This is a genomic window from Campylobacter sp. 2014D-0258 (assembly GCF_008000495.1).
GTDB lineage: Bacteria > Campylobacterota > Campylobacteria > Campylobacterales > Campylobacteraceae > Campylobacter_D > Campylobacter_D jejuni.
The window spans coordinates 70,243-90,868 of the sequence record NZ_VOAR01000015.1 but is presented as its reverse complement, the minus strand read 5'-3'; the positions used below and the strand labels follow the sequence as shown (position 1 = coordinate 90,868).

The 20,626-nt window shown below is 29.4% G+C and carries 22 protein-coding genes and 1 pseudogene; 15 read left to right on the top strand and 8 right to left on the bottom strand.

The window, feature by feature from the left end:
• The first annotated feature begins 74 nt into the window (after positions 1-74).
• Both SR62_RS02485 and kcuS read left to right on the top strand, forming a co-directional pair.
• Positions 75-2,186, top strand: coding sequence for a carbon starvation CstA family protein (locus SR62_RS02485; RefSeq protein ID WP_002891933.1), 2,112 nt, complete (start codon positions 75-77; stop codon positions 2,184-2,186).
• On the top strand, positions 2,167-2,364 hold the full coding sequence (gene kcuS, locus SR62_RS02480; RefSeq protein ID WP_002891935.1) for a KCU-star family selenoprotein: 198 nt from the start codon (positions 2,167-2,169) through the stop codon (positions 2,362-2,364). Before SR62_RS02485 ends, kcuS begins: the two co-directional genes overlap by 20 nt.
• A gap of 39 nt (positions 2,365-2,403) precedes the next feature.
• Here kcuS and SR62_RS02475 read toward each other — a convergent pair whose 3' ends face one another.
• Positions 2,404-2,817, bottom strand: a complete 414-nt coding sequence (locus tag SR62_RS02475) for an acyl-CoA thioesterase (RefSeq protein ID WP_002853544.1) — start codon at positions 2,815-2,817, stop codon at positions 2,404-2,406.
• 61 nt (positions 2,818-2,878) lie between these two features.
• Between SR62_RS02475 and ciaB the strand changes: the two genes are divergently transcribed.
• From ciaB to cysM, 3 genes are all read left to right on the top strand, one after another.
• Positions 2,879-4,711, top strand: a complete 1,833-nt coding sequence (ciaB, locus tag SR62_RS02470; protein ID WP_002891937.1) for an invasion protein CiaB — start codon at positions 2,879-2,881, stop codon at positions 4,709-4,711.
• A gap of 101 nt (positions 4,712-4,812) precedes the next feature.
• Positions 4,813-5,109, top strand: a complete 297-nt coding sequence (locus SR62_RS02465; protein WP_002859562.1) for an HU family DNA-binding protein — start codon at positions 4,813-4,815, stop codon at positions 5,107-5,109.
• A 126-nt stretch (positions 5,110-5,235) separates the two neighbouring features.
• Complete coding sequence (gene cysM, locus SR62_RS02460; RefSeq protein WP_002891941.1) at positions 5,236-6,135, top strand: cysteine synthase B; 900 nt, start codon at positions 5,236-5,238, stop codon at positions 6,133-6,135.
• Positions 6,136-6,141: 6 nt separating this feature from the next.
• Here the strand turns inward: cysM and SR62_RS02455 are convergent, their stop codons facing one another.
• From SR62_RS02455 to SR62_RS02440, 4 genes and pseudogenes are all read right to left on the bottom strand, one after another.
• Positions 6,142-6,702, bottom strand: coding sequence for an SCO family protein (locus tag SR62_RS02455; protein ID WP_002891943.1), 561 nt, complete (start codon positions 6,700-6,702; stop codon positions 6,142-6,144).
• The gene (locus SR62_RS02450) at positions 6,699-7,151 is read right to left on the bottom strand and encodes a hypothetical protein (protein WP_002891945.1); all 453 of its coding nucleotides are present in this window, start codon (positions 7,149-7,151) and stop codon (positions 6,699-6,701) included. Before SR62_RS02450 ends, SR62_RS02455 begins: the two co-directional genes overlap by 4 nt.
• A gap of 3 nt (positions 7,152-7,154) precedes the next feature.
• Positions 7,155-7,574, bottom strand: coding sequence for a copper chaperone PCu(A)C (locus SR62_RS02445; RefSeq protein WP_002856967.1), 420 nt, complete (start codon positions 7,572-7,574; stop codon positions 7,155-7,157).
• 85 nt (positions 7,575-7,659) lie between these two features.
• Positions 7,660-8,129, bottom strand: a pseudogene (locus SR62_RS02440) (hypothetical protein).
• A 156-nt stretch (positions 8,130-8,285) separates the two neighbouring features.
• On the opposite strand from SR62_RS02440, the gene SR62_RS02435 reads away from it, so the two are divergent.
• The 4 genes from SR62_RS02435 (at position 8,286) to SR62_RS02420 (ending at position 12,290) form a co-directional block, all read left to right on the top strand.
• The gene (locus SR62_RS02435) at positions 8,286-9,263 is read left to right on the top strand and encodes a murein L,D-transpeptidase family protein (protein WP_002856863.1); all 978 of its coding nucleotides are present in this window, start codon (positions 8,286-8,288) and stop codon (positions 9,261-9,263) included.
• Positions 9,264-10,250, top strand: a complete 987-nt coding sequence (locus tag SR62_RS02430) for an alanine racemase (protein WP_002891947.1) — start codon at positions 9,264-9,266, stop codon at positions 10,248-10,250.
• A gap of 2 nt (positions 10,251-10,252) precedes the next feature.
• Positions 10,253-10,720: a tRNA (cytidine(34)-2'-O)-methyltransferase gene (locus tag SR62_RS02425; protein ID WP_002865338.1), complete on the top strand. Its 468-nt coding sequence runs from the start codon at positions 10,253-10,255 to the stop codon at positions 10,718-10,720.
• A gap of 103 nt (positions 10,721-10,823) precedes the next feature.
• Positions 10,824-12,290: an alanine/glycine:cation symporter family protein gene (locus SR62_RS02420; RefSeq protein WP_002865337.1), complete on the top strand. Its 1,467-nt coding sequence runs from the start codon at positions 10,824-10,826 to the stop codon at positions 12,288-12,290.
• A 27-nt stretch (positions 12,291-12,317) separates the two neighbouring features.
• Here SR62_RS02420 and SR62_RS02415 read toward each other — a convergent pair whose 3' ends face one another.
• Positions 12,318-13,046 carry an amino acid ABC transporter ATP-binding protein gene (locus SR62_RS02415; RefSeq protein WP_002921723.1) on the bottom strand — a complete coding sequence of 243 codons (729 nt, stop codon included), beginning with the start codon at positions 13,044-13,046 and terminating at the stop codon, positions 12,318-12,320.
• Positions 13,039-13,782, bottom strand: coding sequence for an amino acid ABC transporter permease (locus SR62_RS02410; RefSeq protein ID WP_002865915.1), 744 nt, complete (start codon positions 13,780-13,782; stop codon positions 13,039-13,041). Before SR62_RS02410 ends, SR62_RS02415 begins: the two co-directional genes overlap by 8 nt.
• 83 nt (positions 13,783-13,865) lie before the next feature.
• Between SR62_RS02410 and SR62_RS02405 the strand changes: the two genes are divergently transcribed.
• Positions 13,866-14,045 carry a hypothetical protein gene (locus tag SR62_RS02405; RefSeq protein WP_011812746.1) on the top strand — a complete coding sequence of 60 codons (180 nt, stop codon included), beginning with the start codon at positions 13,866-13,868 and terminating at the stop codon, positions 14,043-14,045.
• The gene (locus tag SR62_RS02400; protein ID WP_002865916.1) at positions 14,038-14,607 is read left to right on the top strand and encodes a DJ-1 family glyoxalase III; all 570 of its coding nucleotides are present in this window, start codon (positions 14,038-14,040) and stop codon (positions 14,605-14,607) included. The genes SR62_RS02405 and SR62_RS02400 overlap by 8 nt, the downstream gene beginning before the upstream one ends.
• A 29-nt stretch (positions 14,608-14,636) precedes the next feature.
• Here the strand turns inward: SR62_RS02400 and SR62_RS02395 are convergent, their stop codons facing one another.
• The gene (locus tag SR62_RS02395) at positions 14,637-15,002 is read right to left on the bottom strand and encodes a histidine triad nucleotide-binding protein (protein ID WP_147502253.1); all 366 of its coding nucleotides are present in this window, start codon (positions 15,000-15,002) and stop codon (positions 14,637-14,639) included.
• A gap of 122 nt (positions 15,003-15,124) precedes the next feature.
• On the opposite strand from SR62_RS02395, the gene pheS reads away from it, so the two are divergent.
• The 4 genes from pheS to SR62_RS02375 are packed head-to-tail and all read left to right on the top strand — an operon-like array spanning position 15,125 to position 20,541.
• Positions 15,125-16,117, top strand: coding sequence for a phenylalanine--tRNA ligase subunit alpha (gene pheS / locus SR62_RS02390; RefSeq protein WP_002852567.1), 993 nt, complete (start codon positions 15,125-15,127; stop codon positions 16,115-16,117).
• Positions 16,114-18,435 (top strand): phenylalanine--tRNA ligase subunit beta, encoded by a 2,322-nt coding sequence (gene pheT, locus SR62_RS02385; protein ID WP_147502252.1) that lies wholly within the window; start codon positions 16,114-16,116, stop codon positions 18,433-18,435. Before pheS ends, pheT begins: the two co-directional genes overlap by 4 nt.
• A complete protein-coding gene (aroA, locus tag SR62_RS02380; RefSeq protein WP_147502251.1) occupies positions 18,432-19,718 on the top strand; it encodes a 3-phosphoshikimate 1-carboxyvinyltransferase in 1,287 nt (428 codons plus the stop codon). The genes pheT and aroA overlap by 4 nt, the downstream gene beginning before the upstream one ends.
• Positions 19,708-20,541 (top strand): 4-hydroxy-3-methylbut-2-enyl diphosphate reductase, encoded by an 834-nt coding sequence (locus SR62_RS02375; protein WP_002857098.1) that lies wholly within the window; start codon positions 19,708-19,710, stop codon positions 20,539-20,541. The genes aroA and SR62_RS02375 overlap by 11 nt, the downstream gene beginning before the upstream one ends.
• Positions 20,542-20,626 lie beyond the last annotated feature (85 nt).

Genomic DNA, 20,626 nt, shown 5'->3' with positions numbered 1-20,626 from the left:
CTAAACATCTTTCTATACAATTTAATCTATAAATCTGCTATTCTTTGAAAATATTTTATTTTCTTAGGAGAAATATGACTCAGTTAAGTACTAAAATTTTATGGTTGTTTGTTGCAACTTTAGGCGCTATTTGTTTTGGTTATTTAGCTTTACAAAATGGCGAAAGTGTATCAGCGATTTATTTGGTGGTTGCTGCTGTATGTATTTATATGATAGGATATAGATTTTATGGGCGTTTTGTAGCTTATAAGGTTTTAGAACTTGATAAAAATCGTGCAACACCAGCACTTGTAGAAAATGATGGGCGTGATTTTGTGCCTACAAATAAAGCTGTATTATTTGGACATCATTTTGCTGCTATTGCAGGAGCAGGTCCATTAGTAGGACCTATCTTGGCCGCTCAAATGGGATATTTGCCTTCTATGCTTTGGATTTTAGTAGGAGGAGTTTTAGCGGGTGCTGTGCATGATTTTGTTGTTCTTTTTATATCTACTCGTAGAAAAGGTAGAAGTCTTGGCGAGATGATTAAGGATGAGATGGGTAAATTTACAGGTGGAGTTGCTATGGTGGCGATTTTTGGTATTATGCTTATTATTATTGCCATTTTAGCTATGGTGGTTGTAAAAGCTTTAGCAGAATCTCCATGGGGTTTATTTACTATCGCAATGACTATTCCTATAGCAATATTTATGGGAATTTATATGCGTTTTATCCGTCCAGGTAGAGTAGGGGAGGCTTCTATAATAGGTTTTGTACTTTTAATTTTGGCTATTCATTATGGTAGCGTTATAGCTGCTGATCCTTATTGGGCTAAAATATTTACTTTAGAAGCTCCAACTTTGGCAATTGTTATGATGGCTTATGGTTTTATTGCTTCTGTTTTACCTGTGTGGTTTTTACTTGCTCCAAGAGATTATCTTTCAACTTTTTTGAAAATTGGTGTTATTGTGGTAATGGCTGTAGCTATTGTTTTGGTTGCTCCTGATTTACAAATGCCAAAAGCAAATATTCAGTATTTTGATGGAACAGGTCCAGTATTTGCAGGTGGAGTGTTTCCATTTTTATTTATTACCATTGCTTGTGGTGCGATCAGCGGTTTTCATGCTTTGATTTCTAGTGGAACTACTCCTAAAATGCTTGAAAACGAAACTCATGCTTTGGCTGTTGGATATGGCTCTATGCTTGCTGAAAGCGCTGTGGCGATTATGGCTTTAATTTGTGCTTGTATTTTACATCCAGGTCTTTATTTTGCTATAAACTCAAGCTCTGCTTTGATAGGAACAGATGTTGTAAATGTAGCACAAACCATTTCAAGTTGGGGATTTAGTATTACTCCTGAAGAAATTACTACTTTAACCACAAATATAGGAGAGCATACTATACTTTCAAGAACAGGTGGAGCTCCAACTTTTGCTATAGGTGTAGCTTTGATCTTGCATGAACTTTTTGGCGGCGTGGATTTGATGGCTTTTTGGTATCATTTTGCTATATTGTTTGAAGCTTTATTTATTTTAACAGCGGTGGATGCTGGGACAAGGGCTTGTCGTTTTATGGTGCAAGATATATTGGGTAATGTTTATAAACCTTTAGGAGATATTCATAATTATCCAGCTGGACTTTTGGCTACGGCTTTAAGTGTTGCAGGTTGGGGATATTTTCTTTATCAAGGTGCCATTGATCCTAAGGGAGGAATTTATACGCTTTGGCCTCTTTTTGGCGTGAGTAATCAAATGCTTGCGGGTATGGCTTTGCTTCTTGCTACAACTATACTTGTAAAAATGGGCAAGGCAAGATATACTTGGGTTACTTTAGTACCTGCGGTATTTGTCTTAGTGGCAACTCTGTATGGAGGAATTCAAAAAATTATGCCTTATGAAGAAGGCAATAAAGTAGCAAATGCGGTAAGTCATGTAGCCGCCGTTAGCATACAAAGTCAAAAAATTAAAGATTTAGAATTTAAATTAAATAATACTAAAGATGAAAAAGAAATTTCTACAATTAAAAAAGAAATTTCAATAGCCACTCAAAATAAAGTTGGAAATTTACTTAATGCAACTCTTTGTGTGTTCTTTATGATAGCTACCTTGCTTGTTATAATTTCTTGTATAGGAATTTGCTTAGGTAAAATTAAAATTCCTCTTAAAGAAACTAAGTATATTAAGATTGATGAATTTCAAAAAAATTAAGTATTATTATGAAAAAGCCGAAAGGTTTTTTCATCCCTTGGTGGGACTTTCTAGTTATGATAAGTATTTAGAACACATGAAACAAAAACATCCAGGAAAAATTCCAAAAACCAGAGGGGAATTTTTCAAAGAATGTCTAGATAAAAAATATAATAGTGGCGGTTTAAATAAATGCTGATAAGCTTAAAGGATAAAGTTTTATCATACAAAATAAGCTTTAAGCATTTAAAAAGCCATGAATTCTTTTAAGTTCTTCACTAATAGGCTTTTTCTTTCCATCTCTTGTAACACTTACATAAGTTACTAAAGCCGAAGTTACATTAATGCAAGAAGTACAACCTTGAGAATCCACTCTTTGAGCTGTGACTTCTACTTCAACGCTGATTGAAGTATTGCCCACATTTACAACTTTAGAGTAACAAGAAATTATATCGCCTATAAAAACAGGTTCTTTAAAAACTACTTTATCCATAGAGATGGTTACAACGCGTTCAGGAGAAAGTTCTCTTGCTGCGATAGCTCCTGCTAAATCGATTTGTGAAAGTATCCATCCGCCAAAAATATTTCCCGCTGGATTTGTGTCACTTGGCATAGCTACAATTTTTAATTTTGGTTCTCCCATATCTCTCATTTTTACTCCTTATTTTAAAAAATGAATTATAATTAAAAAAGTTAAAAAGGAGAATAAAAGTATGAATAATTTTAAAGAAATAGCTAAATTGGTTAGAAAATACAAAGAAAGAAATAATGCGTTATATGAGTTTTTAGACAAAGAAGATGTGGGCGAGTATTTTAGATCTTTGATTTCTTTAAGTGAGTTAAAACAAGATACAACAACTATGCTAGCCATACTTAGGCGTTTGGTTGATTTAAAGGAAGAAAATTTAGTTCAAGAGTGGAAAAAAAACAACTTTAAGGAAGATAAGATTATAGAGTTAAAACATAAGTTCTATGAAGAGGTTAGAAAGTTTTATGAAAAAGAACATCAAAATTTAATTAATGAAATAAAAGAGAAAAAACTTTTAAATAATTTTTATCTGTCTTTAATACAAGGAGTGCATAATATAGGTTTAATTATGAATATTTTTGAAATTTCTTGGACTAAAGAAATTATAGAAAAAAATAATAAAATTTTATCTACTCAATTTCCAAATTTAGATGATGCAATGGAATTTTTACGTAAAAATCATTTATATCAAAAAACTCCAGAAGGAGAAATTTGTGAGCGAAGCTATGGTGTTTTAGTTAGAATAGGAAATTTATGGAAATTTGTTCCTTATGCGAGATTTTTCGAGAATGAAATTTTAAAATTAGAATTTGCTTTTGAAAATATGATTGATCAGCTTAAAATATTTGCTAGCAGCGAAGAGGAAAAAGCTTATATAGAATATTTTGAAAAATTAAAATTGGCGTTTTGTGAAAAAGATGAAGATAGGGTTATAAAAGCTTGGCAAGAAGCTGAATTTGCTTGGATGAAAGTAAAATCACCTTTACAAGTGGGACATCCTTTAGAATATTATGAAGATAATTATACTCATGCGGTGGCATTAGAATGGGATATAAGAATAGAAGATGAAAATGATTTTGATGTTTTGAAATTTGGTAGTGAAATTAAGGAAAGTTTTGAACATGTTTATAAAAATATAGGACTTGAAGATTGTGAATTAGAAAAAGAAGTTTTATCTAATATAGAAAAAACTCAACTTTATATTTGCACTCCGATGATATTTTATGGTGCTGAACTTAAAGGTTTATTCTCAGCTCAAGTCGTTCCAAATGATGAGTTTGTAAGTTCTAAGGCGGGCAAAAAAATATTTGCCTTTATAAATTTTGTATATGAAAATGCTAAAACAAAGCCTTTTATGAAAATTTCTAGCGAGGTTTTTGATAAAGAATTTTTGGATTTTGGAAGAAATATTTTATTTTATCAGGAAAAAATTTGGAAAAGGGTTTATGAAGTATCAACTATAGGCCATGAATTTGGTCATATATTTTTTATTGCTAATGATACTGAAAAAACAATGAATCAGAGTGGTTTTTTTAAAAATATAGAAGAATATAAAGCTACTACAGGTGGACTTATAAATTTCTTTTATCATGAACAAGATGACTTGATAATGCCTGTTTTTCATGAACTTATAAAAAGAGCTATTGGACTTATTTCTTGGCAAAGGGTTGATGAAGTTAGACCTTATTATACAGAAGGACTTATTCATCTTAGTTTGCTTTTTGAAAGTGAAGTATTGATTTTTGAAAATAATAATTTGAAGATAAATTTTGATTTAGGGCATTATGAAAAATTTAAAGAACTAACTTTAAAAAATTATCATGAATTAGCAAAACACTATGCTTTAAGACTTGATGCAAAAGAGTTTTTAAGTAGATTTTGTGAAATTGAAGATAATATTTTTCTTCCTATTATGCCTAAGTGTAAAGAATTTGTTAAATTTTATTATGATTTATACGAGAAAATTGGCAATGAAATTGATAATAGCGGAGAATTTGAAAGATATAAGAAAAAATAATAAAGTTTTTTGAAAAAAACTTAAAAAAAGCTGTTTTTTACTTGATATTGTTTTTTAAATATGCTAAAATTAGGCGTTTCAATTAAAACAAAGGAGCTTTTATGACTAAAGCAGATTTCATTTCATTAGTTGCTCAAACAGCTGGGCTAACAAAAAAAGACGCTACTACTGCTACTGATGCAGTTATTTCTACTATTACTGATGTTTTAGCTAAAGGTGATAGCATCAGTTTTATTGGTTTTGGTACTTTTTCAACTCAAGAAAGAGCTGCTAGAGAAGCTAGAGTACCAAGCACAGGAAAAACAATCAAAGTTCCTGCTACAAGAGTTGCAAAATTTAAGGTAGGTAAAAACCTTAAAGAAGCTGTTGCAAAAGCAAGCGGCAAAAAGAAAAAATAAAACTTCGGCTAGATAAATTCTAGCCTTCTTTTTTAATTAATTCAGATATTTTGTATCTTTTATTTACTTTATTTTTTTAAACTTTTATAAAACTATCATTATTAAACAAAAAAGGATATTAAAATTATGAAAGTACATGAAAAAGTAAGTGAGCTTATAGGAAATACTCCTATTATACATTTGAAAAAATTTGGTATCAATGTTTTTGCTAAATGTGAATTTTTAAATCCTAGTCATTCTATAAAAGATAGAGCAGCTTTTGAAATGATTAAAGATGCTTTAGATAGTAAAAAAATTAATCAAGATACTACAATAGTTGAAGCAACTAGTGGAAATACTGGAATTTCTTTGGCTATGATTTGTGCAGATTTGGGACTTAAATTTATTGCTGTAATGCCTGAATCTATGAGTTTAGAAAGAAGAAAAATGATAACACTCTTTGGCGCTAGGTTAGAATTAACTCCTGCAAATTTAGGAATGAAAGGAGCGGTTGATAAAGCAAATGAAATATTGTTAAATACTCCAAATTCTTTTATGATTTCTCAATTTGAAAATATTTCAAATAAAAATGCGCATCGTAAGAATACGGCTTTAGAAATTTTAAGAGATTTGGATAATAAACTTGATATTTTTGTAGCTGGTTTTGGAACTGGCGGTACTATTAGTGGAATTGGGGAAATACTAAAAGAAAAATTAGAAAAAGTGCATATTGTTGGAGTCGAGCCTCTAAATTCTCCATTGCTTAGCAAAGGTGAAGCGGGAAGCCATAAAATACAAGGAATAGGGGCAAATTTTATACCTGCTATTTTAAATAAAGAAGTTATAGATGAAGTGATCACGGTAAGTAATGAAGATGCTATAAATACAGCCAAAGAACTTGCCAAAAGTGGTTTAATGGTAGGTATATCAAGTGGAGCAAATGTATTTGCCGCAAGTATGCTAGCAAAGAAATTTCCAGATAAAAGAATTTTAACTATGCTAAACGATACGGCTGAAAGATACCTCTCAACTGATCTTTTTGCTTAAGTATAATTATTGAGAATTTAGAAAAATTCTAAGTTCTCTTAAAATTTCTTGTGGATTTAAATCGCTAATTTCTTTATAAAAATGACCTTTTTCATCAATAAGATAAAGCATATTGCTATGTGCTATAGAATAACCCATAAAAGAATCATTTAGATCTATTTTTTGATATTGAACATTATATTGTTTTGTTATTTTTTGAAGAGTTTTTTCATCTTTTGTAATTAAAGCATCTGCTTTTGGGTAAAAGTATCGTAACCATTCGTTTGTATTGCTTAAGTTGTTATCTCTATTTGGATCTAAAGAAATAAAAAGAAGGTGAGCCTTAGGATTATTGATTTGCTTTAAGGCTTTGCCTACTAAACTAAGAGTTGCTGGACAAACATCAGGGCAATAAGTGTATCCAAAATAGATAATAAGCTTATCTCCTTTAAAATCTTTTAGGGTGGTTTCCTCTTTTAAGTCTGATTTTAAGATAAAATCATAAGAATTTTGATGATTTTTAATAAAAAATATTACACCTAAAATAATGGCAACTATAACTATAAACAAAATAATATTTTTTTTCATTTTTTTAGCTCAAAATCAAAATAAAACCCTATGGGTTTATTATTATCCATAAATTCTACCCTAAAACGCATAGTATCTAAAACGCAAGCAGCAAGAACTATTTTACTTTCATAGTCTGTTGAATTTAATCGATGTATTTTAGGTTTAATTTCACCCATATACATATTTAATCCATAAATTTTAATTCCTAAGTTGTTATAATTTCCTAGATTTACAATCTTTAGATTTGTAACATCTAAAGATTGTAAGGGTTTGGGATTTAGGGAAATTAAGACTTCTTTATTATTAAAACTATATGTACAGTCTTTAACATTAAGATCGCAAGTCAATGGGGTAGAAAAATCAGCTTTTGTTATTTTTTTAGAATCTTTTATTATATAAAAATCAAAAATAATATATAAAACAACAATAACAAAAGCAAAAGCTAGGATAAAAATAATTTTTCTCATTAATTAAAATTCTTTAGAATCAATATTTTTTAACTCTATGATTTTATGATTATTAAATTTTAAATCTAAATTTACCTTCGTGTCTTTAATAATAGGTTTTTTTAGTTTTAAAAGCATTATATGGTAACCTCCTGATTTAAGCTCTGTGCTTGAATGAGCTTTTATAATAATTTCAGGAATTTTTTGCATCATCATTTTTCCATCTTTATGTATATGTGTATGCAGTTCACTGACTTCACTGATATCGCTTTTGGCACTTATTAGAGCAATATCCTTATCAGTATTATTAAAAATGGTAAGAAAAATAGCACTATTTTGCGCATGAGGTGGAGTTTGTTTTACAAAGGCATTTTTTACCTCTATATCATTAACAGCCCAAAGATTTACAGCAAAAAGAGCACCTAAGAGAAGAATTTTTTTTATATTGTATCCTTATTTTTATAATATTAAATATTTGTTCATTATATCAAAAAATATTTTTATTTGAATATAAAATTTTGAAAATTTTTCAATGTGTGTTACCTGTTTGAAAATTTTTTGCATAGTAACATCAAAATCAAAGAAAAAACCAGTTGGAGCATTATTGTTTAAAAATTCAACCCTAAATCTAGAATCATCGGTAATGCTTCTACCTATAAAATTTATAAGAATATCACCATTAACTATATTAAATTTAGGAATGATATCACCTATATAGGAATTTAAACTATAAATTTTAATCTTTAAATTAGAATAATGAGGAAAATTTTTAATTTTTATAGTAGTTTTATTGAAAATTTTTATAGGTTTTGGGTAGGCTGAAACTTCAATATTTTTTTTATTAAAAGAAAAAACACAATCTTGTAAATTTAAGTCACAAGTTAGAGGTTGGCATGTATTTAAGCTAAATACACTTTCTTTCTTTTTATCATATAATGCATAAAAAGCTAAAAACAAAATGCCTAAAAAAGACATTCCTATAAAAAAATTTCTTATCATTATAGACAACCTTTTAAAACAAGCCTTTATGATTTATAAAAATTATATCATAAATAAGGCCGCATTGTTAATATAATTAATATTTTTTAAGAAAAAAAATATTATAATCACAAACATTTTTGACTTAAAAAATTTTGAAATACCTAAGGAAAAACATTGTTAAAACGACTTGCTTTATTAATTACACTTTCTTCATTGATGTTGCATGCCTCAGATCTTGTTAAAATTTATCTTAATCAAGGATTAGATGCTGTTGGTGTAGCAATTGAAAAAGAATTAACTCAAAAGGATTTTTGGTTAAGTGAAATAGGAGATAAAAATATTTCACTTGGATACTATGATGATAATGTTGCTATCGTGCTTACAAATAAAACAGATAAAATTCTCCGTGTTTATTCTTATGAGGACGGAAAAATAAGAAAAGATTTTGAACAAAAAGAAATAATAACTGGATTAATGGGTGATAAAAAAATAGAAGGAGATTTGAAAACGCCAGTAGGTTTTTATGAGTTAGGCCGTAAGTTTAATCCAGGTGATCCTTATTATGGTCCCTTTGCTTTTGCTACAACTTATCCAAATTTACTTGATAAAGTACAAGGAAAAACAGGTGGTGGTATTTGGATCCATGGCTATCCTTTAGATGGTTCTAGACTTGATGAATTTAAAACAAGAGGATGTATTGCTTTATTTAATAATAATTTGGAGAAATTTGCACAAGTTGTACAAGATAAAAAAGTTTTTGTTATGACAGAAGAAAAAGAAAAAATTAGAGCTAAAAAGGATCAAATAGCTAGTTTATTAGCTGATCTTTTTACATGGAAACTAGCTTGGACAAATAGTGACACTAATACCTATTTAAGTTTTTATGATGAGCAAGAATTTAAACGTTTTGATAAAATGAAATTTGAACAGTTTGCTTCCATGAAAAAATCTATTTTTTCTCGTAAAGAAGATAAAAAGATTAAATTTTCAGATATTAATATCAGCCCTTATCCGAATTTAGAAAATGAAACTATGTATAGAATTTCATTTTATGAGGATTATTACACTAAAAACTATCAGTTTAGAGGCGATAAAATTTTATACGTTAAGATAGATAGTAAAGGTAAAATGAAAATTTTAGCAGAGCAATAAATGTCTTTAATAAAAATTGATCAAAAAGCTTATGAATATAATTTAAGACATATTGCTAAAAAAATAGGGAGTTTTCAAAGATTAATTTGCGTTTTTAAAGATAATGCATATGGACATGGAGCTAAGCTTTTAGCTCCATTAGCCAAAAATTTAGGAGTTTCTTTTGTTGCTGTTAAGAGTGAAGAAGAAGCTCAAGAAATCGAAGAATTTTTTGAGAATATATTAATACTATCACATCGTCCTCATGGTAATGAAAATTCTCGATTTATTTATGCTTTAAATGATATTTCCCAAGTAAAAAAATACAAGCAAGATATAAAAATACATCTAAAAATAGATACAGGCATGCATCGCAATGGAATTTGTGTAGAAAATTTAGAACATGCTATAGATCTTATTCAAAGTAGTGATTTAAAACTTACTGGAATGTTTACACATTTTGCTAGTGCAGATGAAATGGATGGAAGTTTTTTTGTTCAAAAAGAAAATTTTCAAAAAGCTAAAAAGATAGTAAAAAAATATTTTTCAAATTTATTATTTCATTCGCATAATTCTGCAGCATTATTTAGAGGGAAAATTCCTGAAGATGAATATTGTAGAGTTGGGCTTGTTCAATTTGGATATGGGGATTCAAATTTAAAAAGAGTTTTAAGCTTGTATGCTCATAGATTAAGTCAAAGGATTTTGCAAAAAGGACAGAGTATAGGATATGGAGGCATTTTTACTGCTGCAAAGGATATGGAAGTAGCAACTTATGATTTGGGTTATGCTGATGGTCTTTTCCGTTACAATGGAAAAGGGGAGTTGGTGCTTGGAAATGGAAAAGTAATGCTTGGAAAGATGTCAATGGATAGTTTTTCTTGTGAAAATTCTGGTGAGGAAATTTGCGTGTTTAAAGATGCTGATATTTGGGCTGATTTTTTTCATACTATTAACTATGAAATTTTAGTAAAATTAAATCCTAACATTCAAAGAGTTCTAGTATAAATATGTTTAATATAGTTTTAGTTCACCCTAGAATACCGCAAAATACAGGTAGTATAGGTAGAATGTGTTTTAATGCTGGTTTTAAACTTCATATCATTAAACCAACTGTTTTTGATATTTCTCAAAAGGCTGTTAGAAGGGCAGGGCTTGATTACTGGGATAAATTAGAACCCATTATTTGGGAGAATCTTGAAGAATTTTTAAATGAAAATATGATTTATAAAAATCGCTTTTTTTTCGCAACAACTAAGAGTCAAAAAGCTTATTTTGATGCAAAATTTCAAAAAAATGATTTCTTATTCTTTGGAAGTGAGAGTTATGGCTTACCTATGGAATTAATGCAATTAAATTGGGAAAATGCTATAACTATACCTATGAAATCTTATGGAAGAAGTTTAAATTTAGCTACAAGCGTTGGTATAATCTCTTATGAAGCTTTAAGACAAAATTTTAGCAATTTTGTTTCTTAAAAGTTTCAAATTTACACAATAACTTAAAACAAATAAAATCATAAAGTCCTTTTTATAAAAATTATGTTAAAGTAAAATTTAGATTATTTTTTGAGGAGTTTGGATGAATTTAGATATTATGCTAGATTTTGCCAATAAAGCGTCTGATATTATAGCTAATAAGATTGTCCCAAATACAGACATTATTATGGTAGTTTTACTTATTGTTTGTGGGCTTTATTATAGTTTTTTAACTCGCTTTGTTCAGTTTCGTATGTTGAGTTCTGTATTTAAAATTCTTACAGAAAAAAACGAAGGACACACTAAAGAACATATTTCACCTTTTCAGGCATTGATGATCTCAACTGCTTCTAGAGTTGGTATAGGAAATATCGCTGGAATTTCTTTGGCATTGGCTACAGGTGGAGCTGGTGCTTTATTTTGGATGTGGGTTATGGCATTTTTTGGTGGTGCTTCAGCATTTGCTGAAAGTACCTTAGCTCAAGTTTACAAATCAAAAGATGATACAGGTGGATTTAAAGGTGGGCCAGCTTATTATATAAAAAAAGCCTTAGGCTCACATTTTTTTGGAGCTTTTTTTGCTTTTATTCTTATTATTACTTATGCTTATGGATTTAACGGACTTCAAAGTCAAACAATGACTTCGTCTTTTAAAGTTTATTATGATATGTTTAATCCAAATGCTGCTGTAGATTTTGCATCAAGTTCTTGGCCAATGATTATTGGTATTGTTTTAACTATTTTTGGTGCATGGATGTTTTTTTCTCACCATACTAAAATAGGTAAAATTAGTTCTTTAATTGTTCCTTTTATGGCTTTAGCTTATGTTTTACTTGCTGTGATTGCTGTTTTAATGAATTTTGATAAAATTCCTTCTGTGGTTCATATGATTTTACAAAGTGCTTTTGATTTTAAAGCGATTTTTGGTGGTTTTGCTGGTTCTGCTTTAGTTATAGGGATTAAAAGAGGACTTTTTTCAAATGAAGCAGGTATGGGCTCGGCACCTAATGCAGCTGCAGCAGCTTTGACAAGTCATCCAGCTAAACAAGGTGTTATACAAGCCTTTTCAGTTTTAATTGATGTTGTTGTTTGTACAAGTTCTGGATTTTTAGTTCTTTTTTCTATGGCATATTTAGGACTTGGAGAAAGTAAAATTGATGGTGGAATGCCTTTAGTTCAAGAAGCTATGCGTGAGTATTATGGTAGCTTTGGAATCCATTTTATTACTATAGCTATTGTTCTTTTTGCAATAACTTCTTTAATAGGAAATTATTATTATGCTCAAGCTAATGTTAAATATTTAACAAATTCCAAATTTGTAATGAATTTGTTTAGAATTACAGCTGTAGCTATGATTTTTATAGGCTCGCAAATGAATTTAAAACTTGCTTGGAATTTGGCTGATTTGACTATGGCTTTCATGGCAACGACAAATATTATATCTTTATTGCTTTTAGGTGGTATAGTAAATAAAGTTTTAAAAGATTTTAATACGCAACAAAAATCTGGTATAGATCCTAAATTTAACGCTAGCAAACTTGGAATTAAAAACGCTGAATGTTGGGATTAAAATTCATAAGCCTTAATGGCTTATGAATTAATGATTTAAAACCTTATTTAAAAATTCTCTCAATCTTTCATTGCTAGGATTTTCAAATACTTCTTTAGGGCTTGCATCAACAGCAATTTTTCCTTTATCCATAAAAAATATACGATTGGCAACATTTCTAGCAAAGCCCATTTCATGAGTTACTACAAGCATAGTTAAACCTTCTTTTGCAACATCTTTCATAATGCTTAGAACCTCGCCTATCATTTCAGGATCTAGAGCTGAAGTAGGCTCATCAAATAAAATAACATCAGGATTCATCATCAAGCTTCTAGCAATAGCTATGCGTTGTTTTTGTCCGCCAGAGAGCTTATGGGGCATTATATTTTCTTTGTCTGCTAAACCCACCTTAGTAAGAAGTATTTTTGCTTTTTTTATGGCTTCTTCTTGACTTAAAATTCCTGTTTTAATGGGTGTTAAACATAAATTTTCCATAACATTTTTATTAGCAAAAAGATTAAAATGCTGAAACACCATGCTAACTTTTTGCCTGATCTTATTAATATCAATTTCTTTATCAAGTATGTTTTGCTTATTGATTAAAATTTCCCCACTATCAGCTAGTTCTAAGCGATTGATGCAGCGTAAAAATGTACTTTTTCCTCCTCCACTTGGACCTATGATAGCTATTACATCGCCTTTTGAGATTGTAGTGTTAATATTTTTTAAAACTTCTAATTCTCCATATTTTTTTTGTAAATTTTTAACTTCAATCATTTTTATTCATCCTAAGTTCAAGTTTTTTTGCAAAATAACTAAAAATTTTTACACTTACGTAATAAACAAGTCCAGTGAAAATAATAGGTTTTGGATTGTAAAGTACGGCTTGCAAGCTTTGACTTTGCATGGTAATATCAATAACACTAATAAATCCTACAACAGAAGTTTCCTTAAATAAAGAAATAAATTCATTAGCTAATGCAGGTAGAATGTTTTTAGTAGCCTGAGGAAGAATAATTTCTTTCATTGAAGTTTTGTAATCAAGTCCCATTGCTCTTGCAGCTTCCATTTGTCCTTTATCTACACTATTAATGCCACTTCTTACAATTTCTGCTATATAAGCCGAGCTATTAAGTCCTAGTGCAAGAATGGCTGCATAAAGGTTGTCTATAAAAGTAAAAATTACAAAAGCAAAAATCATCAATTGTAAAATTACCGGTGTTCCTCGTATAATGTCTATATATTCATCTATAATAAAATTAAGTGTTTTAAATTTAGAGAAGCGTAAAATAGCCAAGCTAAAACCAATAATCACTCCGATAATAACAGCACAAGCAGTTAATAAAAGCGTAATAAGATAGCTTTTTAAATAAGCTTTTGCATTTTCTGTATAGCCATAGCTTACAACTCCACTAGGATCTTGAATTTTTAATATTTCTATCGGGAAAGAAAAATAGCCCCATAAAATAATAATAACAAAAAAAACAAAAATTCTTATATTTTTCTGATTCAATTTGCAAACCTTTTCAGAGAAATTATTTAAAAAAAAGATTTTATAGAAATATCTTTGAATTTTCTCTAAAGATTTAAAAAAATGTGTTAGAATTTCCCAAAAATAAGGTTGTGTTTATGGAAATTTTAGATTTCATTCTAATAGTTATTTTTGTGTTTTTAATGATTGTTTTGGTCATAGGTTTTAATCGTCAAATGATGCAAAAAAACAAAGAAAGAGAAGAAAGATTTAAAAAATATAAAAAAGGAGAACAAAATGAGTAAAAAAGTATTAATTCCATTAGCTCAAGGTTTTGAAGAAGCTGAATTTATAGGAATTGCGGATGTTTTAAAACGAGCAAGAGAATTAAATCCAGATTTGGAAGTTGTTATAGCTTCGTTAAACAGTGAGTTATTAGTAAAAGGTGCTAATGACATTAGTATAAAAGCAGATTGTTCTATAGAGGATGTTGATATAGAAAATTTAGATGCCATTGCTTTGGCGGGTGGCTTTGAAGGTATGATGAATCTTAAGAATTCAAATGTTATTTTAAATATCATTAAACAACTTCATAGTAAAAATAAAATTGTTGCCGCAATCTGTGCTTCTCCTATAGTCTTAAATGAAGCAGGTGTTTTAGAGGGCGAGTTTGCTTGCTATCCTAGTTGTGAAGTTGGACTTAATGGAAATCGTGTTAACAAGGCTGTAGTTGTAAATAAAAATGTTATAACTTCAGCAGGTCCAGCTACGGCAATTCTTTTTGGTTTAGAGCTAGCTAAAAAGTTATGCGGTGATGAAATTTATCAAAAATTATATGAGGGAATGTTGCTACCTTTGACAAAATAGTTTAAATGGTAGTTTTTCTACCATTTAAACTAAAATAAAGCTTGAGGATTTTCTTTTTTTGTTTTTTCCTTAGGCAGTTCAAAACCTCCAAGCATATGAAAATGCAAATGAAAAACTTCTTGTCCACTATTTTTTCCACAGTTTGTTACCAAGCGATATCCACTTTTATCTACACCTAAAAGAACAGCTAATTCTTGTATGAAACTTGTCATTTTGGCCATAACTTCAGGATCAAATTCTTGAAAGTCTTTAAAATGTTTTTTAGGAATTATAAGTATATGTATAGGTGCTTTGGGTGCAATATCATGAAATGCTAGAAAATCGTCACTTTCAAGCACTTTATTGCATGGAAGTTTACCTTCAACTATGAGTTCAAAAATTGTTTTTTCTTGCATTATTTATCCTTTTTTATTGTTGGTTTGATACAATTATATCTTTAAAGTTTGGTTTTTATGCTGAATTTAAAATAGTTTTTAATAGAATTAGAACTTGAAATATTTTATTTAAGGTAAGAAAATTGCAAAATTTTATAGAACAGATTCAAAAATGTGAGAATTTAAATGATTTGGAAGCCATTAGGATTTCCGTTCTTGGAAAAAAAGGTATTTTAACAGAAGGCTTTACAAAGCTTAAAGAGTTAGAAGATGAGGCGAAAAAAGAATTTGCTGCTAAACTAAATGCACAAAAAGAAATATTTAATGAGGCTTATTTAGCCAAATTTAAAGATTTGGAAAATCTTGCTTTAGAAGAAAGAATGAAACAAGATGCTTTAAATTTTAACTATTTTGATGAAAGTATTACAACAGGTGCCTTGCATCCTGTTATGAGCACCATGGATAAAATCATAGAGTATTTTATAGCTTTGAATTTTAGCATAGAAAAAGGGCCTTTAATAGAAGATGACTTTCATAATTTTGAAGCGTTAAATTTACCTAAATCTCACCCTGCAAGAGATATGCAAGATACCTTTTATTTTGATGATAAAAGGCTTTTAAGAACACAAACTTCGCCAGTGCAAATACGGACAATGCTTGCACAAAAACCTCCTATTAGGATGATAGCCCCTGGTGCTGTATTTAGAAGAGATTTTGATATTACGCATACTCCTATGTTTCATCAAGTTGAAGGCCTTGTGGTGGAAGAAGGGCAAAAGGTTAGCTTTGCAAATTTAAAAAGTGTATTGGAAGATTTTTTGCGTTATATGTTTGGAGATGTGAAAGTTCGTTTTCGTCCAAGTTTTTTTCCATTTACAGAACCTTCTGCTGAAGTTGATATTTCTTGTGTATTTTGCAAAGGAAAGGGTTGTAGAGTTTGCAAACATACAGGTTGGCTTGAAGTTTTAGGATGTGGAATAGTTGATCCTAATGTTTATAATTTTGTTGGTTATGAAAATGTAAGTGGTTATGCCTTTGGATTGGGAGTAGAGCGTTTTGCAATGCTTTTGCATCAAATTCCAGATTTAAGATCTTTATTTGAAGGTGATTTGAGATTATTGGAGCAGTTTAGATGATAATTACTAAAAGTTGGTTGAATGATTGGTTAGAACTTGAAGAAATAAGTTTGGATAAAATAGCTAAAACTTTAAACTCTATAGGTATAGAAGTTGATAGGGTTGGCGCTTTAAAGGCTCCAGATAAAGTTGTTGTAGGCTATGTTAAGGAAAAAATTAAACATGAAAATTCAGATAAATTAAGCATTTGTCAAGTTGATATCGGAAGTGAAACCTTGCAAATTGTCTGCGGTGCTGCGAATGTTGATGCAGGACAATTTGTAGCTGTTGCAACTAAAGGTGCTATCATGCCAAACGGTATGGAAATAAAAGAAGCAAAATTACGAGGAGTGGATTCTTGTGGTATGCTTTGTTCTAGTTTAGAACTGGGTTTTGAAAAAATCAATGAAGGAATTATGCTTTTAGATGAGAGTATAGGGAAATTAGAACTTGGGAGAGCTTTAAATACTTATGAAATTTTTAATGATGAGCTAATAGAAGTAGAACTTACTCCTAATAGGGGTGATTGTTTAAGTATTTATGGTATTGCTCGTGATTTGGCTACAGCTTTAAATTTAAATTTAAAAGAACCAAAACCATTCAAAGAAAGTGAAAATGTTTTAGGTATCGGTAGAATTTTGCGCTTAGCAGCTGAGAAAGAACTTAATGGACTTTATAATTATCGAGCCATAGAGTTAAAAGAAGAAATTCAAACAAACTTATTACTTAGTTTAAGACTTGCTCAAATTGAAGGTTTGGGAAAAAATTCCATAGAAAATTTATTAAATTATGCAACACATTCAACTGGTGTTCTTTTTAATGCTTATGATTTAAGTAGTTTTTCTGAAAAAGATGAAGAATTTACCATTAATTTAAGCAAGCAAGTGCATGGAGAAACAAAAGTATCTTGCAAAGATAAACTTTTAAGCTTTAGCGGAATTTTCCAAAATAATGAAAGTAGATGTAAAGATGATTCTAAAATAATTATTATTGAGGCTAATTATACCGATCCATTGGTAATTGCAGATGCTAAAATATATCATAAAGATCAAGATGAAAAAATGCTTTATAGAAGTTTTAGGGGAAGTGAACCTAAATTAAATTTAGGAATGGATTTTTTGCTTAGTATTTTTGAGCAGATTCCAAATCTTGTTATTTATAGTTCTTCTCAACAAATTTTAACTGACAAAGAATTACCAATCATACCAATAAGTATTGAAAGTATTGGCGATATAATAGGGCAAAATGTTGATAAAGATGAAGTATTAAAAATATTGAAAAAATTAGGTTTTGAACTCATACTTTCAGGTGAAGGGCTTATAAATGTTAAAGCACCTTTACATCGTCCTGATATTAAAAATTTATCAGATATTTGCGAGGAAGTTGTAAGAATTATAGGTATTGATAATATTGCTTCTAAGGGTTTAGAATTTATAGAAAAAAATCGTTTAAATTCTGCATATAAAAATTATATTGAGTTTTTGAATTTAAGGAAAAGAGCAGTAGCTAGTGGTTATTTTGAAAGCTTACATTATGTTTTGGATAATGAAGAAGAACTTAAAAGATTGGGTTTTGACTCTGTTAAATTAAAACTAATTAATCCAATTACAGCAGAACTTAATACTTTAAGAACAACCCTTTTAAATCATTTGTTAAATGCAGCAAGTTTAAATGCAAAAAATTCTAAAAAAATTATTAAACTTTTTGAACTAGGGGCTGTTTTCAATGTTAATAATCAAGAATTAAATCGTATCGCATTTATCCATTCTGGCTTAAAAGAAGAAGCTAAAATTTCTAATAAGGCCAAACCTGAATCGGTGCAATTTTATGATTTTCTTTTAGACATTAAAAATATTATAGGTGATTTTAAACTAAAATCATCAAAATATAATATTTTAAGCCTTTATGAACAAGCAGATATTTATCTATCGGATATTAAAGTAGGTTTTATAGGCCGTTTGCATTTAAAAATAGAAAATGAGAGAGATTTACCAAAAACATATATTTGCGAACTTGATTTAGATTTAATCAGGCAAGATTTTAAAATAGCTAAGCCTTACTCCAAATTCCCAGCTATCACTAGAGATCTTAGCGTGTTAATACCTAAAGGTTTTGAATACAATCAGATTAAAAATTGTATCGAAGAATTGAATTTAGAAATACTTGAAAATTTTCGTTTAGTTGATATTTATAGTGATGAAAACCTTAAAGAATTTTATAGCATTACTATAAGTTTTTCTTTTAGGGATATAAATAAAACTCTAGAGGATAATCAAGTCAATGAATGTATGGATAAAATTTTAAATACTCTTAAAAATTTGGGTCTTGATTTAAGATGAAAATTTACAAATTGCAAACCCCTGTAAATGCCATACTTGAAAATATAGCAGCAGATAAAAGCATATCTCATCGTTTTGCTATATTTTCGCTTTTAACACAAGAAGAAAATAAGGCTCAAAATTATCTCTTAGCTCAAGATACTTTAAACACTCTTGAAATTATAAAAAATCTTGGAGCTAAAATTGAACAAAAAGATTCTTGCGTCAAAATTATACCCCCTAAAGAAATTTTATCTCCAAATTGTATTTTAGACTGTGGAAATTCAGGAACTGCTATGCGTTTGATGATAGGATTTTTAGCAGGAATTTCTGGTTTTTTTGTTTTAAGTGGAGATAAGTATTTAAACAATCGTCCTATGAGAAGGATAAGCAAACCACTTACTCAAATAGGCGCTAGAATTTATGGAAGAAATGAGGCAAATTTAGCTCCACTTTGCATAGAAGGTCAAAATTTAAAAGCTTTTAACTATAAAAGCGAAATTTCTTCGGCTCAAGTTAAAACAGCTATGATTTTATCTGCTTTTAGAGCTGATAATGTATGCATTTTTAGTGAAATTTCTCTTAGTCGAAATCATAGTGAAAACATGTTAAAGGCTATGAAAGCTCCAATAAGGGTTAGCAATGATGGCTTAAGTCTTGAAATAAGTCCTTTAAAAAAACCTTTAAAAGTTCAAAATATAATCATTCCTAATGACCCTTCTTCGGCTTTTTATTTTGCTTTAGCAGCTATTATTTTGCCTAAATCTCAAATTATTTTAAAAAATATTTTACTTAATCCTACTCGTATAGAGGCGTATAAAATTTTGCAAAAAATGGGTGCAAAACTTGAAATGACAATAACTCAAAATGATTTTGAAACTATTGGTGAGATCAGGGTGGAGTCTAGCAAGCTTAATGGCATAGAAGTTAAAGATAATATTGCTTGGTTGATAGATGAAGCGCCTGCTTTGGCTATAGCTTTTGCTTTGGCTAAGGGTAAATCTAGTTTAATAAATGCTAAAGAATTACGCGTTAAAGAAAGCGATAGGATTGCTGTGATGGTTGAAAATCTAAAGCTTTGTGGTGTTAAAGCTAGAGAACTTGATGATGGTTTTGAAATAGAAGGTGGATGCGAACTAAAATCTTCAAAAATTAAAAGCTATGGAGATCACCGTATTGCTATGAGTTTTGCTATTTTAGGTTTGCTTTGTGGAATTGAGATTGATGATAGTGATTGTATAAAAACTTCTTTTCCAAATTTTATAGAGATTTTATCAAATTTAGGAGCTAGGATTGATTATTGAATTAGCAAAAAACTATGGTTTTTGTTTTGGTGTTAAAAGAGCTATTAAAAAAGCAGAACAAATAAAAGATGCCGCAACTATAGGCCCTCTTATTCATAATAACGAAGAAATTTCTCGTTTGCAAAAAAATTTTAATGTCAAAACTTTGGAAAATATACAAGCTTTAAGCAATGAAAAAAAGGCTATTATAAGAACTCATGGTATTACAAAGCAAGATTTAGAGGAATTGAGAAAAAAAGATATAGAAATTTTTGATGCCACTTGTCCTTTTGTTACAAAACCACAACAAATTTGCGAGCAAATGAGCAAGGAGGGTTATGAAGTTGTTATTTTTGGAGATGAAAATCATCCCGAAGTTAAAGGAGTAAAAAGTTATGTAAGTACAAAAGCTTATGTGGTTTTGGATAAAAAAGAACTTCAAAATATAAAACTTCCTAATAAAATAGCTGTAGTAAGCCAAACAACTAAGAAGCCTGAGCATTTTATGGAGATAGTAAATTTTTTAATACTTAAAACCAAAGAAGTAAGGGTTTTTAATACTATATGCGATGCAACCTTTAAAAATCAAGATGCCATTAAAGAACTCTCGCTTAAAAGTGATGTTATGGTTGTTGTAGGGGGTAAAAACTCAGCCAATACAAAACAACTTTTTTTGATTGCAAAAACCAATTGTGAAGATAGCTATCTAATTGAAACCGAAGAAGAGTTAAAAAAAGAATGGTTTTTGGATAAAAAACATTGTGGCATTAGTGCAGGTGCTAGTACTCCTGATTGGATCATACAAAAAGTTATCGCCAAAATAGAAAATTTTAAAATTAATTAAAAAATGTTTTCAAATAGAATAAAAAAGTCAAAAATTTAAAAAAAATTAACAAAAATAAAAAAACTTAACACTAATTAAAGAAAAA